The organism is Kribbella sp. NPDC003505 (assembly GCF_040610875.1).
GTDB lineage: Bacteria > Actinomycetota > Actinomycetes > Propionibacteriales > Kribbellaceae > Kribbella.
Genome location: NZ_JBEXNA010000006.1, coordinates 460,975 through 477,848, shown reverse-complemented (window position 1 = coordinate 477,848; position 16,874 = coordinate 460,975). Strand labels below are relative to the sequence as shown.

Annotated in this window: 15 protein-coding genes; 4 read left to right on the top strand and 11 right to left on the bottom strand. The window is 67.9% G+C overall.

Going from position 1 to position 16,874, the window contains the following annotated elements:
* Positions 1–81: 81 nt before the first annotated feature.
* The gene (locus tag ABZX12_RS23535) at positions 82–3,000 is read right to left on the bottom strand and encodes a S8 family serine peptidase (RefSeq protein ID WP_355696256.1); all 2,919 of its coding nucleotides are present in this window, start codon (positions 2,998–3,000) and stop codon (positions 82–84) included.
* A 244-nt stretch (positions 3,001–3,244) separates the two neighbouring features.
* On the opposite strand from ABZX12_RS23535, the gene ABZX12_RS23530 reads away from it, so the two are divergent.
* Both ABZX12_RS23530 and ABZX12_RS23525 read left to right on the top strand, forming a co-directional pair.
* Positions 3,245–4,174, top strand: coding sequence for a zinc metalloprotease (locus tag ABZX12_RS23530; protein ID WP_355696254.1), 930 nt, complete (start codon positions 3,245–3,247; stop codon positions 4,172–4,174).
* Positions 4,175–4,244: 70 nt separating this feature from the next.
* On the top strand, positions 4,245–5,387 hold the full coding sequence (locus tag ABZX12_RS23525; protein WP_355696253.1) for a D-alanyl-D-alanine carboxypeptidase family protein: 1,143 nt from the start codon (positions 4,245–4,247) through the stop codon (positions 5,385–5,387).
* 66 nt (positions 5,388–5,453) lie between these two features.
* Here ABZX12_RS23525 and ABZX12_RS23520 read toward each other — a convergent pair whose 3' ends face one another.
* From ABZX12_RS23520 to ABZX12_RS23480, 9 genes are all read right to left on the bottom strand, one after another.
* Positions 5,454–6,527: a YihY/virulence factor BrkB family protein gene (locus ABZX12_RS23520; protein WP_355696252.1), complete on the bottom strand. Its 1,074-nt coding sequence runs from the start codon at positions 6,525–6,527 to the stop codon at positions 5,454–5,456.
* A gap of 29 nt (positions 6,528–6,556) precedes the next feature.
* On the bottom strand, positions 6,557–7,069 hold the full coding sequence (locus ABZX12_RS23515) for a 2'-5' RNA ligase family protein (protein WP_355696250.1): 513 nt from the start codon (positions 7,067–7,069) through the stop codon (positions 6,557–6,559).
* Positions 7,070–7,074: 5 nt separating this feature from the next.
* Positions 7,075–8,130 carry a tryptophan--tRNA ligase gene (trpS, locus tag ABZX12_RS23510; RefSeq protein ID WP_355696248.1) on the bottom strand — a complete coding sequence of 352 codons (1,056 nt, stop codon included), beginning with the start codon at positions 8,128–8,130 and terminating at the stop codon, positions 7,075–7,077.
* Between the two features lie 75 nt (positions 8,131–8,205).
* A complete protein-coding gene (locus tag ABZX12_RS23505; protein WP_355696247.1) occupies positions 8,206–8,610 on the bottom strand; it encodes a hypothetical protein in 405 nt (134 codons plus the stop codon).
* Between the two features lie 111 nt (positions 8,611–8,721).
* The gene (gene ngcE / locus ABZX12_RS23500) at positions 8,722–10,065 is read right to left on the bottom strand and encodes an N-acetylglucosamine/diacetylchitobiose ABC transporter substrate-binding protein (RefSeq protein WP_355696245.1); all 1,344 of its coding nucleotides are present in this window, start codon (positions 10,063–10,065) and stop codon (positions 8,722–8,724) included.
* Positions 10,066–10,078: 13 nt separating this feature from the next.
* The gene (locus ABZX12_RS23495) at positions 10,079–10,975 is read right to left on the bottom strand and encodes a carbohydrate ABC transporter permease (protein WP_355473812.1); all 897 of its coding nucleotides are present in this window, start codon (positions 10,973–10,975) and stop codon (positions 10,079–10,081) included.
* Positions 10,972–11,973, bottom strand: coding sequence for a sugar ABC transporter permease (locus tag ABZX12_RS23490; protein ID WP_355696243.1), 1,002 nt, complete (start codon positions 11,971–11,973; stop codon positions 10,972–10,974). The genes ABZX12_RS23495 and ABZX12_RS23490 overlap by 4 nt, the downstream gene beginning before the upstream one ends.
* Complete coding sequence (ngcE, locus tag ABZX12_RS23485) at positions 11,970–13,388, bottom strand: N-acetylglucosamine/diacetylchitobiose ABC transporter substrate-binding protein (protein ID WP_355696242.1); 1,419 nt, start codon at positions 13,386–13,388, stop codon at positions 11,970–11,972. The genes ABZX12_RS23490 and ngcE (ABZX12_RS23485) overlap by 4 nt, the downstream gene beginning before the upstream one ends.
* Positions 13,389–13,411: 23 nt before the next feature.
* Positions 13,412–14,194, bottom strand: coding sequence for an SIS domain-containing protein (locus ABZX12_RS23480; RefSeq protein ID WP_355696240.1), 783 nt, complete (start codon positions 14,192–14,194; stop codon positions 13,412–13,414).
* A gap of 209 nt (positions 14,195–14,403) precedes the next feature.
* Between ABZX12_RS23480 and ABZX12_RS23475 the strand changes: the two genes are divergently transcribed.
* Positions 14,404–15,444, top strand: coding sequence for a BadF/BadG/BcrA/BcrD ATPase family protein (locus ABZX12_RS23475; RefSeq protein ID WP_355696238.1), 1,041 nt, complete (start codon positions 14,404–14,406; stop codon positions 15,442–15,444).
* Positions 15,445–15,522: 78 nt separating this feature from the next.
* On the opposite strand, the gene ABZX12_RS23470 is transcribed toward ABZX12_RS23475, so the two are convergent.
* Positions 15,523–15,906 (bottom strand): YciI family protein, encoded by a 384-nt coding sequence (locus ABZX12_RS23470; protein ID WP_355696236.1) that lies wholly within the window; start codon positions 15,904–15,906, stop codon positions 15,523–15,525.
* 94 nt (positions 15,907–16,000) lie between these two features.
* On the opposite strand from ABZX12_RS23470, the gene ABZX12_RS23465 reads away from it, so the two are divergent.
* On the top strand, positions 16,001–16,843 hold the full coding sequence (locus tag ABZX12_RS23465) for an alpha/beta hydrolase (protein ID WP_355696234.1): 843 nt from the start codon (positions 16,001–16,003) through the stop codon (positions 16,841–16,843).
* The last annotated feature ends 31 nt before the right edge of the window (positions 16,844–16,874 follow it).

The following is a 16,874-nucleotide window of genomic DNA, read 5'->3' as shown; positions in this document are numbered from 1 at the left end:
CTAGTGGACTTTGCTGAAACGCCTTGGCCACAACGGCGAATGCCCCGGTCCGCATGGCGGCCGGGGCTTGTCGCGCGAGGTTCAGCTGATGCTGAGGATCTTGTTGACGGTGTACGCCGGGGCGTGGTCGGCGTCACCGGGGAAGAAGACGCGGTAGGCGATCTGCCCGCGGATCGCGGGCTTGATGCCGAAGGCGTACTTGCCCGACGAGCTGAGCTTCACCGACGCGATCGACTTCCACACCTTGCTGCCGTACTGCTGCAGGTAGACGGTCTGCCCGTAGTGCGCCGGCGCCACATACCCGCTGAACACGGCAGTCCCACCCAGCCGGATCGACGACGGCGACAGCGTCGCCGAGATCGTCGGCCGGACCTGCACCGTGACATCCGCGGTACGAGTCCCCATCAGGCTCGCGTTCCCCGGGAACGTCAGCATGTACACCGACGACACCAGCGGCTTGTGCGCCACCGACAACGTCCCGGTCGACGACGTCTTCAACGCCGCCAGCAGCGTGAACTTCGACGAGTTCTTCGGCCGGACATACACGTTCACCGGCAACCCCGCATACGCCACGTTGTCGATCCGCAACGTGCTTCCGCGCACCGTGATCGACCCGCCGTAATTGATAGACGTCGAGGAAACCGAGATGCCCGACTTCATCCCGAGCAATTGCTTCACTGCGGCTGGGCCGTAGTGACCGGCCCGGTCCTTCACCCAGGCCGCATACGTGTACGTCGTACCCTGCGCCAGACCGGTGTTCTTCACCGCCGTCCCCGTACCCGCATAGACCAGTGTCCCTGTGGTCGGCGTCGGCGCCTTGCTCCCGACGTTCCGCCGGACGACCACCTGATCGAAGTCAGGAGTCGAAGGAACAGTCCACGCCAGATTGGCGGACAAGTACCCACCGCCCCCGGTGAATGCGGTCAGCTTCTGTGGCGCCAGGTCGGCGGTCGTGAACACCGAACTGATCGGCGGCAGCACGGTCGAAAAGTCCTGCCGGACACCCGCCATCAGAAGCTTGTACGGCGTCGCGTCGAGCAGCGGCGCGGTCGGGGTGAGTACGGCTCTGCGGGTCGCGGCATCGTAGATCACATCCGCCGGCACCGCCGCGCCGGTCCTGCCGTTGAACAGCCGCACCGTGGTCGCGTTGACAGTATTCGCCTGGACGTCCAGCGCAAGAGTGGTCGACGGCCGCACGGTGACCGCCGCGCCTGCGGAGAGATCGGCCGGCACGACGTCGGAGATCGGATAGATCGATGCGTCCCGCCCACTGCCGGCTCCCTGCCCGAAGACGACCAGCGTGTACGGCCGAGCGTCACGTGATCCGTTCGCGTTACGAACCCGGATGAATGTCCTGTTCGTGACTGCAGGGACGTCTGCGTTCGCGGTCAACGGAACGGTCTGCGGGCGCCCGGTTGCCGGATCGACGTCCGGGTAGGGCTTCTCGCCGTGCTTCATCGGCTTCATGTCCGCGGCGTACACGTCGATGACCGGACCGAGGTTCGCCGGATACTGCGGGTCGTACGCCGCACTGGTCACCCACGTCTGGAAGCCCATGGGGGTTCCCCAGTCGACGACGTACCAATCGGATTCTCCCTCGGTGCCGATGACACCCTTGACTTCGATCGGCTGTCCCCAAGCGGGGGCTGCCACCGACACGGCACGCGACGGCTGATCATTGCCGTCGGCAGGGTTGACCGGAAAGTCCGGAGCCCACCGTCCGCCGAGCACCGCGTAGGCATCGACGACGCCGGCACCGTAGTACTGATCAATACCTCGCGGACCTGCGTCCCGCGCCAGTGTCTTCAGCCGAGTCGCCACCTGCGCTGGCGTATAGGCGGGCCACTTGTTCTTAACCAACGCGGCGACACCGGCAATGATCGGCGCCGCACACGACGTTCCCGTGCACAACCAGATCGGGTCCTGACCGGCCGGCGTCATCGAACGGGCTCCGGTGGTGACGATGTCCCAGCCAGGAGCCGCCACATCGACCCAATCACCGTAGGAGCTGAAATCCGTGAGCGCGCCGCCCTGGTCCGTGGCCGACACCGCGATCACTTCCGGGTACGCGGCGGGGAACTGCGCCGCCGCATTGCCGTTGTTGCCCGAGGCTGCGACAACGACGACGCCCGCGGCGACTGCGCGCTTCACCGCGTCATGCAGGACCGGATTGTCGTACGGACCGGCGAGGGACATGTTGATGACCGTGGCGCCGTGCGCGACCGCCCAGTCGATGCCCTCCGCGATGTCGGCGTCGTACCCCTCGCCGTTCGCGTCGAGCACCTTCACAGGCATCGCCTTCGCGGCCCAGCCGATGCCCGCCACGCCGTACCCGTTGTTCGCCGAGGCTGCGACGATGCCGAGAGCCATCGTGCCGTGGCCGTTGTCGTCGACCGGATTCGGCCGAGTACTGGACACCGCGTTGTAGCCGGGCACCAGGCGGCCCACGAGATCCGGATGACCGGAGTCGACGCCGGTGTCCAGTACCGCGACAACCTGATTGCCGGTCGACCTCGACACGTCCCATGCCTGGGGCATCCGGATCGTGTTCAGGTACGACGCCTGACCGGTCCCGTCGACGACCGGGTAGTACGCGTCGTTCGGCACGGCGGACGCCCACCGCTTGTAGTTCAGCGATGCCAGTTCGACGGCCGGATCGGCCTTGGCCTTCTTCAGCAGGTCCTGAGCGGATTCCGTACCGGTCAGCTTGACAGCCCTGGACGCGACCGAGTCCTCGGTCTTCGCCCGCAGCCTCGTGACGGCGGCCTGCCGGGCAGACGCGCTCGCGGACTTCTTGAACTTGACCACAACCGAGTTCGCCTCGAACTGAGGTGCTGTCGGCGTGTGCGTCAGGGCGAGCGGTGGTCGGTACGGCCGGGACTGCGACGCCGTACCAGCGGAGCCGGTGAGCGCGATCAGACCGGCGGCGACCAAGGCCGCGGGAAGGGCGAGTCGTAGGAGGTTGGCAGGGGTAAGGGCAGGTATGCGGGCGCGGCGCATCCAGGACTCCAGCAGCTAAGGAGGGAGGACCAGTGCGGCCCCCGCGGCACCGGTCTAGACGGCGTCACTTCTATCGTTCGAAGGACCGGTTTCGCAAGCCCGTTGCCGGTTGTCGCAGGCGTCCGGCGCGGTGGTGCCGTGGCACCAGTCAGACACGGAATGGGTTGGCACCCCGCGGGATGGTGGGGAAAATCGCCGGATTCGGCCGCACCGCCCAAAGCGGCCCGATTCGTGGAGGACCGCTATGCGATCTTTCGTTACCCGTCCCCGCGCCCTGGCCGTGCTTCTGGCCGGTACGGCGCTCGCGTTCAGTCCGCTCGGTGGACAGGCGACTGCCAAGGCGCCTGTCGACCAGACCACCGGACCGGCGTGTTTCACGCCGGAGGAAGGCCCGGCCGCCCGTGGTGGCTTCGGTGCCGACCACCGGGACCTCTCGGCGGCCGAGCAGAAGGCCATCGAGGCCAGGACCGCTCAGATCCTGAAGGCCAAGAAAGCGCGCGTCGGCACGCTGGCGTCGGCGAGTGTCCCGGTGTACATCCACGTGATGCTGAGCAAGTCCGGCGCCGGTGACGTCACGTCGACGCAGATCAGCCAGCAGATCGCCGAGCTGAACCAGGACTTCGCAGGTCAGGAGTCCTCGCAGGCGGCGAACACCGGCTTCACGTTCACGCTGGCCGGCGTCGACCGGTACTACAACGACCAGTGGCACAAGGACCGGCAGAGCACCTCGTACCGCTCCCAGACGCGTCAGGGCGGCAAGAACGCCCTGAACATCTGGCTCGTCGACTTCTCCTACCTCGGGATCGCGACCTTCCCGTGGGACTACGCGAGCAACCCGTCGATCGACGGCATCCGGGTGCAGTACAGCTCGCTGCCGGGCGGCTCGGCGACCAACTACAACGACGGCAAGACCGCGACCCACGAGGCCGGTCACTGGTTCGGGCTGTACCACACGTTCCAGGGCGGCTGCACGAGCACGAACGACTCGGTGGCCGACACGCCCGCCCAGAGCAGCTCGTCCAGCGGCTGCCCGGAGGGCCGGGACTCCTGCTCGCTGCCCGGTCTGGACCCGATCCACAACTACATGGACTACTCCTACGACTCCTGCTACAACCAGTTCACGCCGGGGCAGTCGACCCGGATCAGCGACATGTGGACCGCGTACCGAGCCTGACGCTGTGCCTGATTCAGGGCATGAGACCCGACTGTGACATCTGCACCGTCGGCCAACTAGAGTGCCGCCGATGCGTTTGCTTCTGACGGCCTGCGCGACCACCGCACTGGTGGTCGCCGGACCTCTGACAGCGACCGCCGCCGATTCGGGCCCACAAGGCCCGGTCGGCGGCGAGCTGCTGACGGCGAAGCCGACGGTCGTCGCCAACGGGGCGGCACCGCCGGCCGTGCAGGCGTCGGCGTACGTCGTGGCCGACCTGGACACCGGGCAGGTGCTCGCCGCCAAGGCCCCGCACGCGAAGCTCCGCCCGGCCAGCACCCTCAAGACGCTCACCGCTCTGGTTCTGTTGCCCCGGCTGAAGAAGACCGATCCGGTCGTCGGGTCGGATGCGGACGCCGGGATCATCGGCAGCAAGGTCGGCGTGTACCCGGGCCTGCACTACACCGTCGATCTGCTCTTCCAGGGCATGTTCCTGGCGTCGGGGAACGACGCCGTGCACGCTCTGTGCGCCCACGACCAGGGCGGCGTCCCCGCGACCATCCAGCGGATGAACGCGAAGGCCAAGGATCTCGGCGCGCTCGACACCCATGTCACCGACCCGACCGGCCTCGACGCCGACGGGCAGTACTCCAGCGCCTACGACCTGGCCCTGTTCGCCCAGGCGGGGCTCGAGCGCACGGACTTCGCGAAATACGCGTCGACGAAGTACACGAACTTCCCGAACGCCGGGAACAAGGGCACCTACCAGGTCGCGAACCAGAACAAGCTGCTGTTCAACTACGACGGCGCGCTCGGCGTGAAGACCGGCTACACGACGCTGGCCCGGAACACGTTCGTCGGCGCGGCCCGGCGCAACGGGCACACGCTGGTGGTGACGCTGATGAACGCGCCGCACGGCATCACCGGGGATGCCAGCAACCTGCTGACCTGGACGTTCACCAACTACGGCAAGCTCAAGCCCGTCGGCACCCTGGTCAAGCCGGCCGCCGCGCCGCCGAAGACCCAGACGCAGGGCAAGCCCTCCACGACCAAGCAGGGTACGACGACCGGCGCACCGCAGGCCCGCACCGCGCTGACCCCGGGCCAAGCGGTCAAGTCACTCGCCTTCCGCATCCCCGACTGGGCGTACGCCGCCCCGCCGGTCCTCCTGCTCGGCCTGTTCCTCCGCCGCCCGCGGGCGCTCCGCCGCCGCCGTCACCGAGCCCGCGTGTAGGTCAACGCAAGGTTCCCCCGCGGGAACGACTTCACGTCAGCCGGCGGACGAGGTGTCCAGCGCCTGTCAGGAGCGGCGGATGGAGCGAACTGCTCGGAGGCCTTGGAGCGCCAGGGTGGTGATCGTGACGCCGAGGACCGTTCCTGCGGCGACGGCGACCGTGTCTGCCTTGCGTTGCGGGACCGGGACGACCTTGTAGCGCTTGCCGGGCGGGCCGGGGAGCAGCGGTTCGGGCTCGACGGCCCGCGGCTGCTGCCCCGAACCTGCTTCAGACTTCTCTTCCGACCTCTCTTCGCGGGCGTGGGCGTCGAGGGTGGCTTCCTTCGTCCACGCGGCGATCAGCATGATCGCGCGGGTCATCAGGTAGATCCACACCAGCAGCGCCAGCGGCACCGCCACCGCGCCGTACGCCGCGTTCGCGCCGATGACGTGGTTGACGTAGAGGTTGCCGAGCCGCTGGGCGAGGTAGAACACGACGCCGCCGGCGAGCGCCGCGATCAGCGCCACCTTGGGGGGCAGCACGATCCGCGGCAGGACCGTCTGCATGTACAGGAACAGCGCGGCGCCGGCGCCGACCCCGATCACCACGCTGATCAGGCCGAGCCCCCAGTCCGCCAGCCAGGTGCCGTCCAGGTCGACCCAGTCGACGATGCGTTTCGACAACGCGGTCAGGATCGACGAGGCGCCGGTGGCGATCATGCCGATCAGGCCGAGGCCGATCAGGGCGCCGAGGTCGACCGCCTTCAGCTTGACCATGTTGCCCGGCTCGTCGTCCAGTTCGTGCATCGAGCGGATCGAGGCGCGTAGTGAATCGATCCAGCCGAGACCGGTGAGCAACAGCCCGACCGCGGAGATCAGGCCGATGGTCCCGGCGTGCGCGATCAGCGCGTCGATGTCGATCTTGTCGCCGATCCCGGGCAGGTTCTTCTCCAGGGATTTCTTCAGCGCGTCGATCGCCTCGTCGCCGAGCAGCGGGCCGATGATCGCCGCGGCCAGCACGATCAGCGGGAACAGCGACAGGAACCCGAAGAAGCTCGTTGCCCCGGCCAGCCGGTTGCCGCGCCGGGCGCCGTACCGGTTCCAGGCCCGCCACAGCTGCGACCTCGCGAACCGCGCCCAGACACGCTTGATGCTGCCCATGTGACTCCCTGTACCCCGATGAACGAGTCTCAGCCTGCCAGCGGGAACTCGCGCTGTGGGCGCCACACGCCGTCGGCGCCGTGTTCGTAACGGCTGAAGTGCTCGACGTCGAAGGTGCAGTCGTACTCCGACAGGGCGTCGTACGCCCGGTCGAGCGCTTCCTTCTCCAGGTCGTGCGCGACCGTGACGTGCGGGTGGTACGGGAACTTCAGGTCGATGCTGAGCGGGCCGGAGCGGACCTGCGACTGCAGCACCTCGCACGACGAGATGCCCTCCGCCAGCGGGACGAACACCACCGGCGAGATCGGCCGGAAGGTCGCCGTGCCGCGCAGCCGGATCCGGAACCGCGGGAACCGGGCCGCGACCGCGAGCAGGTGCTCGTCGATCAGCTCCAGGTCGCCGGCCTCGATCTCGGTCGGCGGCAGCAGCGTGATGTGGGTCGGGATCGACGCGGCCATCGGATCGCCGAAGTCGGCCCGGTGCTTCTGCAGCTCCGTGCCGTACGGCTCCGCGATCGGGATCGCGACACCGATCGTGGTCATGGGGCCTACCGTCCCTGCGGCGGGCCGGCGACGAAACCGAGGCGGTCGTAGACCCGGGCCAGCGTCGGCTCGGTGACCGCCCGGGCGCGCTCGGCGCCGGCCGCCAGGATCGCGTCCAGCTGCGCCTTGTCGTCGAGGTAGGTCAGCGTCTTCTCCCGGAACGGCGTGACGAACTCGACCACGACGTCGGCGAGGTCCTTCTTGAAGTCGCCGTACCCGCGCCCGGTGTACTCGTCCTCGAGCTCGCTGATCTTCTTGCCGGTCAGCGCCGAGTAGATCGTCAGCAGGTTGGCCACCCCGGCCTTCTCGACCGGGTCGAAGATCACGTCCCGCCCGGAGTCGGTGACCGCGGACCGGATCTTCTTCGCGCTCACCTTCGGGTCGTCCAGCAGGTCGATGATGCCGGCCGGCGAGGACGACGACTTGCTCATCTTCGCCGACGGGTCCTGCAGGTCGGAGATCTTCGCGGTCTCCTTGACGATGTACGGCTCGGGCAGCCGGAAGGTCTTGCCGAACCGGTGGTTGAAGCGCTGCGCGAGGTCGCGGGTGAGCTCCAGGTGCTGGCGCTGGTCCTCGCCGACCGGGACCCGGTCGGCCTGGTAGATCAGGATGTCCGCGGCCTGCAGAATCGGGTACGTGAACAGGCCGACGGTGGCGCGGTCGGCGCCGCCCTTGGCCGACTTGTCCTTGAACTGCGTCATCCGGCTGGCCTCGCCGAACCCCGTCAGGCAGCCGAGCACCCAGGACAGCTGGGCGTGCTCGGGCACGTGCGACTGGACGAACAGGGTGGACCGCTCCGGGTCGATCCCGGCGGCGAGCAGCTGCGCCGCGGACCGGCGGGTGCGCTCGCGGAGCGCCTTCGGCTCGTACTCCACCGTGATCGCGTGCAGGTCGACGACGCAGTAGAACGCCTCGTGGTCGTCCTGCAGGGCCACCCACTGCCGCAACGCGCCGAGGTAGTTGCCGAAGTGGAAGGAGTCCGCCGTCGGCTGGATCCCGGAGAGCACGCGCGGGCGTCGCTGGGAACCGGCTGCGGAGGGGTCAGACGCAGCATGGGACATGCGTCCGATTCTGCCAGCGTTCTCAACTCACCCTGCACCCGGGCGGGTTATCAGTCATATCTCAACGACTATGGGTCACCAGGACCAGCCGCGGGCGGCCAGTTCCTGCTCCTCCTGCCAGCGTTTCTCCTCGGAGCGTTTCAGCTCAGCCTCCCCCGGGCAGCCCGCCAGCCGGCAGGCCTCGTCGAGGAGGTCGTCGTACGCCGCCTCCAGCGCCATCAGCTTGTGCGCACGGGCGTACATGTGCGGCGTGGACTCGATGCTGCGGATCTTGGTGGACAGATGCCCGAGGCGGGTCTGCAGGCGGAGCGTGTCGAACGGGTCCGGCTCGGGCTCCCGATGCCGGTGCAGTCGCGCGGTCAGCCGCGCAGTACGCCGCTGGAGACCGCGCCGCCACCGCGACGGCGGCGGATGCGGCAGCAGCAGACTGAGCAGGACGCACAGCGTCAAGAACAGAACCACGACCGCCAGCCACTCCATCGCACTCCCTCCCCTCCTCCGAGCGTACGGCGGGGAGCGTCGGACGGCGATGGGGTTTTACCCGTTCGTAGCTTCGGGTTTCGTGATTCCGGAGTCGAACCGATGATCAGGTCAGTCCCGGTGGTACTTCGTGACCGCGGAGTCCTGTTTGAGCTTGTCGGCCGCCGCCTGGATCCGCGCGGTCCACTCCGACTGCTGCAGGCCGCCGGCCATGAACTGCCCGGTGGCCGTCGCGGCGGCGTCCGCGAACTGCGGGTACCAGTCGTCGAAGTACCAGATGATCAGCTGGTCGCCGGCCGCGGACAGCAGGTCCCGGGCCGAGCGGAGCGCCGTCCCCATCTCGAGCCCGTCGGCCGCGCCCCGGACGATGGTGAGCTGGCTCGCCTCCGAGGTGACCTGCGCCGCGACGTCGGCCGACAGCAGGGCCCGCAGGTACTCCAGCCCGCCGGCCTTGTTCCGCGCCTTGTCCGGTACGAGGAACGGCGCGGTCGCCGCGACGTGCACACCGCTGGCGAGCGCCGGCGACGAGTCCAGCGGCGGTACGGCGAACATGGTCAGCGCGAAGTCCTGCGGGACCAGGCCCTTCATCTCGTTCTCGAGCCAGTTGCCGCACGGCAGCATCCCGGCCTTGCCGGCGAGGAACCGTTTCTGCGAACCGATGTGGTCGTACGCCGCGGTCCCGGCTGCGAGCAGCCCGCGCTTGGCCAGCTCACCGACCGCGATGATCGCCTTGGTGACGCTCTCGTCCTTCCAGGCGCCGTCCTCGAGGTTGTCGATGCGCTTCACGACGTCCGGCCCGCCGGTCTTGGCGGCCAGCGTCAGCACCAGCTCGAGCAGGTAGTACGGATGGGTGCCGGCGTAGATGAACGGCCCGAGCTTGGCGGCCTTCAGGTCGGCGCCGAGGGCGAGCAGATCCGTCCAGGTGCGCGGCACCTCCCAGCCGTTGCGCTGGAACAGGCTGGCCGAATACCAGATGCCGTAGACACTCGCGATGTAGTTGACGGTGCGCTGAGTCCCGTCGTACCGGCCGAAGTTCAGCAGGTCGGGCAGCAGCTGATCCTTGACCGCCGCGTTCGGGTTGTCCCAGGACGGCGCGTCCAGCAGCTGCTGCAGGTCGGTCAGCTGGCCTTCCTCGACCAGCCGGCCGAGCTCCAGCTCGTCGTCGCCGGTGCTGAGCACCGCGTCGGGCGGGTTGCCCGCGGCGAACCGGGGCAGCAGCTGGCCGGACAGTTGCGGAGCCACCGTCGGCGTGACGACGGCGGCGGCGTACTTCTTCCGGTACGCCGCCGCCGCGAAACCGCCGTACTCCTCACTGATGACCAGGTCGACCGGAGCGGTCCCGTCGACGGTGAACGGGTTCTCCTTCGACACCGGCGGGGCGACCGGCTTCGTGGAACATCCGCTCAGGACCGCGCCGGCCAGCGCTCCCTGCAGTAGTGTCCGGCGTTTCAGCATCCCGGCAGGCTACCTACTTGACGCCTCCGGCGGTGACGGAGACCTGTAGTTGACGCTGGAAGATGATGTAGACGACCAGAACCGGAGCCACCGTGATCACCACAGCCGCGAACAGCGCGCCGAAGTCCACCGCGTAGCCGGCCTGCGACGCGAACGAGGCCATGCCCTGCGAGAGCACGTAGTTCTTCGAGTCGGTGTTCAGCGCGACCGGGAGCAGGAACTGGTTCCACAACCCGAGGAAGTTGAAGATCGCGACTGAAGCCATACCCGGCCGGGCCATCGGCAGCATCACCGAGAAGAACGAGCGCCACTCACCCGCGCCGTCGATCTGCGCCGCCTCGTAGACCTCTCCCGGCAGCGCCTTGAAGAAGGCGTGCAGGAAGAAGACCGTGAACGGCAGTGCGAACGCGACATAGGTGGCGATCAACCCGGGCAGAGTGTTGAGCAGCGCGAGGTTCTTCAGTACGAAGAACAGCGGCACGATCGCCAGGAAGACCGGGAACGTCAGCCCGGCCAGCATGGAGTAGTAGATCAGCCGGTTGCCGGGGAACGTGAACCTGGCCAGCACGTAGGCACACATGGCGCCGAGGATCATCACCAGCACCAGCGCGGAGCCCACGACGATCACCGTGTTCAGGAAGTACCGGCCGATCCCGGCCGTCGTCCAGGCATTGGCGTAGTTCTCGAACCGCAGCTTGCTCGGCAGCGACAGCGGGTTGCCCAGGACCTCCTGCGTCGACTTGAACGAGGACAACAGCGTCCACAGCAGCGGCAGGATCACCAGCAACGACCACAGGATCAGCGCGACGTGGGCGGTCGTCGCCACGCCTCTGCCCTCGCGGGCCCCGTGGTGGGGCGCGCGGCGGGCCCCGGCAACGACGTCGGCCCGGTCAGTGGCGGTGGTTGTCATCGGCGTACCTTCACTTTCCGCTCGCGTCCGCCGGTCAGGGCGTTCACCACGAAGACCAGGAGCGCGAACAGCATCGTCACCGCGGCCAGGACCACGCCCATGGCCGTCGAGTAACCGAACTGCCCCTTGGTGAAGGCAGTGGTGAACAGCTGCTGGGGCATGACCAGGGTGGAGTTCTGCGGCCCGCCGCCGGGGTTCAGCGCCTGCATGTAGACGAAGGCGTCCAGGGCGGCGATCCCGAGGTAGATGTAGGCGGTCTGCACGTTGTCCCGGATCAGCGGCACCACCAGCGACACCGCGGTCCGGAACCGGCCGGCGCCGTCGATCCTGGCCGCCTCGAACACCTCGGGGTCGATACCGCGGATGGCGGCGATGAACAGCACCATGTAGAAGCCGACGAAGCCCCAGATCATCACGAACATCGAGGCCGGCATCGCGGTCCGCGCGTCCCCGAGCCACGCGTAGTTCTCGAACTGCTCGAGCCCGATCTTGGTCAGCACCGCGTCCAGGATGCCCGAGCCGGGCGTGAACACCTGGGCCCAGATCAGACCGATCACGATCGCCGGGATCACGTACGGGAAGAACGAGACGATCCGGTAGAAGCCGGAGTTGCGGAGTCCGCGGACGTTCCCGGTGCCCGCACCGCCGATCGTCACCAGCGTGGCCAGGGTCAGCGCCAGCACGATCGTCACGATCGGCACCACGATCGCGAGCAGGATGTTGTTGCGCACGGCCTTCAGGAAGATGTCGTCGTGGAACAGCTTCACGTAGTTGTCGAAGCCGACGAAGTTCTGCCCTGCGCTGAACCCGGACCAGTCGGTCAGCGAGTAGTACAGCGCCTGCACGAACGGCGAGACGACGAAGATCACGAAAACCGCCAGCGGCAGGCCCAGGAACACGACCATGAAGCTGACTCGATCGAAGGTCAGCGGCCGGCGGCGCCGGGTGACGGACCGCTGGGGTCCGTCACCCGGCACAGCTTCTTGCGTGGTGGTCACTTCGTGACCGGGATCTTCTTGACGGAGCTGTCGTTACGCACCTTGTCGGTGATCTGCTGCAGGCCCTTGGTCAGGCCGGCCGCGTCGATCTGGCCGGACAGGAACGAGTTCCACACCACGAGGTTGTCGGTGTTCATGCCGTACAGGCCGACGAACTGGTAGTCGAAGACGTTGGTGCCGGCCGCGTCCAGCATCTGCGTCTGCGACTGCAGTGCGGTCGAACCGAACCCGTCCGCGGGAACCAGACCCTTGACGATCGTCGGCGCCAGCCGGGTCTTGGCGAAGTTGGTCGCCGCCTCCTTGGACAGCATCGCCCGCAGCAGCTCCTTGCCGCCGGCAACGTTCTTGCCCTTCGACGGGACGATGAACGGCTCGCCGGCCGCGCTGCGCAGCGCCTCGTACGGCAGCTTCGGGGCGTCGGTGAGCACCGGCTCCGGGACGCCCTTCATGTTGAAGCCCGCCTTGGTGGCCTTCTTCATCTCGTTCTCGATCCACGAACCCGAGGGGTAGAGGATGGCCTGCTGGTCGTTGCTCCACTTCGCCTGCGCGGCGGTGAACTGGGTACCGGCGCCACCGGGGACGAAGTACCCGTTCTTGACCATGGTCTCCAGGGCCTTGAAGATGCCCTGGATCTGCGGCATCGACCAGCAGTTCTCCTTGAGGTTCTCCAGCGCCAGCCGGACCTCGTCGCCGCCCTCCTTGATCGCGCCGTCGACGGCCATCGTGTGGTAGTAGGTCGCGGCTTCCTTGCCCCAGACGAACAGGTACTTGCCCTTCGCCTTGGCCTTGGCGCCGAGGTCGAGCAGCCCGTCGTACGTCTTCGGCGGCTCCCAGCCGTTCTCCTTGAACAGGCTGTCGGAGTACCAGATGCCGTAGAGGGTCAGCACGTAGTTCATCGCGACGAACTTGCCGTCGTAGGTACCGGGGTTCTTGGCGCCCGGGTACAGGGTGTCGGCGATCTTCGTGCCCTCGTAGTTGTTGGCCTCGAAGACGTCGTCGAGCGTCGACAGCTGGTCCAGGATCGTGTTGAAGCCGATCTGGTTCGCGCCGGAGTTGTCGATCAGGTCCGGCGGGTTGCCGCCGACGAAGCGCGGCTGCAACTGCTGGGCGATCTGGGTCGACGGAGCGACCTTGAACGTCGAGCCCGCGAACTTCTTCTGCGCGATGTTGGCCGCGAACGTCACGTAGTCGTAGCCGTAACCGCCGTTGAAGATCACCGCGTCGACGGTCGCCTTGTCGGCCATGCCGAACGGGTTGTCCGCGGTCTTGTCGGCACCGCCACTGCCGGAACCGGTGTCGTCGCTGCCACTGCCGGCACAGGCCGCCAGCAGCGTGCTGCCGCCGGTCGCCATCAACGTGCCGACCGCCGCGCGCTGCAGGAACAGCCGCCGCGAGAGGTTGTTGGGAGTGGTCATGTTGCCGCCTTCCGAGTGATGATTCAGGCAGTGCGCCGGATACGACCGGCGTACCGTGCTTCAAGGGCGTGGTTGTGCTCGTCGCCGCCCGGGATGTTCGCGGACAGGTACACCGGCGGCGTCTCGCCGGCGTCCGTCATCCGGCGCAGCACCTCCGCGACCAGCAGCTGCGCGATCAGCGCGGCGGTGATGGACGACACCGCACACACCTTGCCCGCACCGTCGGGCAGGTCGAGGACGGAGTCGCCGTACGGCGCGTGGTTGTCGAGGACCACGTCGGCGAAGTCGATCAGCTTCTTGCCGGACGGGTGCCGCGACTCCATACCGCCGGTGTGCTGCAGCGAGGTGATCGCGATCAGCGGGTGGCCCTTCTCCTTGACCACACTCGCGAGCTCGACGATCGAGCCGTTCACACCGGAGTTCGAGGCGATGACGAACAGGTCGCCCTCGCGGGCGGCGGACAGCTCGTAGAGCTTCCGGGAGTACTGCGGGTCGCGCTCGAGCTCCGCGCTGCGCAGCAGCTCGGTCGGCTCACTGCCGAGCAGCACGAGATCGCGCAGCGCGATCCGGTTGGTGGCGATCAGTCCGCCGGCCCGGCCGGCGATCTCCATCGCCAGCGCCTCGGAGTGGCCGGAGCCGAATGCCTGGATCACGCCGTTCGCGCGCAGCGACGTGGTCATCAGGTCGGCCGCCTGCTGGATCGGGCCGTCGATCTGTGTGGTGACTGCAGCCATGATCGGCATCAGGGTTTGAACATAAGCCTGCGCGCTCACGCCGCTCGTCTCCCCCGTGTTATCGCTGGCCATCAGCGGGCCCACCCCTCGACTACTGTGCTCGCAGCGACACTCCAGGTGCCGACAAATGCGCAAGTTTGCGGTTTGCTGGACAGAACTTTTCTCAACTCGCAGCTAAAGTCAAGGCTCATTCGTGTGATCTCCCCAGATCGGGACCGTTGCGTAACCTTGTTTCCTTGTGCTTACTTATAAGCTCTTTCGAGCAGTTTGGAGCATCGCGTATGTCGGTCGAACGCCCGCTTCCGGACGCTGACGCCGCACCTGTCGACCAGGTGGTCCTGATACCTGCCGGACCGCTGGTCCTCGGCGGCGACCTCGGCGGTACGTCCACCCGGATCGTGATCGCGGACTCTGAGGGCAACGTAATCGGTCGCGGCGCCGCAGCGGGAGGGAATCCGACCAGTCACCCCGCAAGCGCGGCGGCCAACTTCGGGCAGGCGCTTCACGCCGCGCTGGCCGGACTGGACCCGACGGCCGTCCAGGCGGCCGTCGTCGGTATGGCCGGCGGCGTGGCGCTCGCACGGCCGGACGTGGCCGCCCAGTTCGAGGCGGCCTGGACGGGCGCGGGCCTGATCGTTGCCCCCGACTACATCGGCGATCTCGAGGTCGCTTTCGCCTCTGGTACGCCGGAACCGGACGGCACCGTACTGATCGCGGGCACCGGCAGCAACGCCGGTCTGGTGCGCAACCACCAGCTCGTGCGCACCGCGGGCGGGCACGGCTGGCTGCTCGGCGACGACGGCTCCGGTTTCTGGCTCGGTCGCGAGGCGGTCCGCAGCGTGCTCCAGGCACTCGATCTGCGCGAGCCGCTCGGGGTGCTCGGGCAGGCCGTGGTGCAGGCGATCCTGCCCGATCGGGACGAGCACGCTGCTGCACAGCGTGAAGGATACGACGCGTTGCGTGACGATCTGGTGAGGACGGTGAACAGTCGTCCACCCGTTCTGCTCGCCGAACTCGCGCCGACGGTGATCGCGGCGTACGCACAGGACGACGAGACTGCGCGGGCCTTGGTGAAACGCGCAGCCGAACTGCTCACAGAAACGGCCGCCCGGCTGAAGACAACGTCGGACAAGGGCCCGATGGTGCTCGCGGGCAGTGTCGCGGGTGAATCTTCACCCGTCGGACAACTCATCCGGCAGCATTTTGCCGGCGAAGTCCTGACCGCCCGCGACGGCGTGGGCGGCGCCACCTGGCTGGCCCTGGGTGCCCTCGACCCAGCTCTCCCCACCCCTGCCAACCACACCCGCCTGGTTTCACACTGAACCTGAGACCACTTGTGGCGGGCGGAGACCTGGACCAACAGGTCTCAGCCCACCACTGCAGGTCTCAGGTTCGAGGGATCAGTCGAAAACTGACACCGGGCGGACCTCCACCGCGAAGAACTCGGCCTCGGGGATGGTGGCGGCTACCTCCTCGGCGCGGGACTGGGAGGCCACGTCGATGAGGAAGACGCCGGCCAGCTGCTCCTTCGCCTCGGAGTAGGGGCCGTCGGTGGTCGCGCGGACGCCTTCGCGGACGCGAACCACCCGGGTCTTCGACGGCGGGTCGAGCGGCACGGCCGTGATCAGTTCTCCGTTGGCGTCGAGTTCCTTCAGCAAGCCGTCGAGCTGGGCGGCGAGCGCGTCGCGGGCCTTCTTCGGCAGCGCCTTGCCGGCCTCGGTGTGCAGGAACGACGGGTGTCCCCAGGTGATCGGGTTGCTGTGGATCATCAGCAGGTACTTCATGACCGGTGTCCTTTCGGGCAGTTGTCGGATCTTCGCAGCAGAGGTCGGAAGCAACCGGACGCACTCGACATTTCGGCACTTTAGAGTGACGAGCATGGAGGAGATCGACTTCCGGACGGCCGACGGGCGGGTCCTGCACGGGTACGACAGCGCCCCCGGCGACGACGCGCGCCTGGCCGTCGTCTGGCATCACGGCACACCGAACCTGGGGACCCCGCCGGCGCCGCTGTTCGAGGCGGGCGAGTGGCTCGGCATCCGATGGATCTCGTTCGACCGGCCGGGGTACGGCGGGTCGACGGCGGCACCGCACCGCACGATGGCGTCGGTCGCCGCCGACCTGACCGCGCTGCTGGACACGCTCGGCGTCGGCACCTGCGCCCTGATGGGCTACTCGGGCGGCGGCTCGTACGCACTGGGCGCCGCCGCGGTCCTCGGCGATCGGGTCGAGGCAGTCGCGACCTTCGCCGCGATCGCGCCGTACGACGCCGAGGGCCTCGACTGGTACGACGGCATGGTCGCGTCCGGCCGCGCATCGCTGCAGGCCGCCGCCGCGGGCCGGGACGCGAAGGTACGGCACGAGAACTCCGGCGCCGAGTACGACCCCGAGTTCACACCGTCCGACCTGGCCATGTTCGACGGCCCGTGGGGCTGGCTCGGCTCGGTCGCCGGCGAGCAGTCGATGCCCGGCGGCCCGGACGGCCTGATCGACGACGACTGCTCCTACACCCACCCCTGGGGCTGTACGCCGAGTGCGGTCACCGCTCCGACACTCCTTGTCCACGGCACCGCCGACGGCATCATCCCGTGCGCCCACGCCCGCTGGCTGGCCGACCGTCTCCCGGCCGCAACGCTCGAGATCCACCAGGACCTCGGCCATGTCTCGATCCTGAGCCGGGCCGAACCAGCTCTGGAATGGATTCGCGACCGCACTGGCTGAATCGTCAGCTTGTCATCGGGGTACCGGGCGG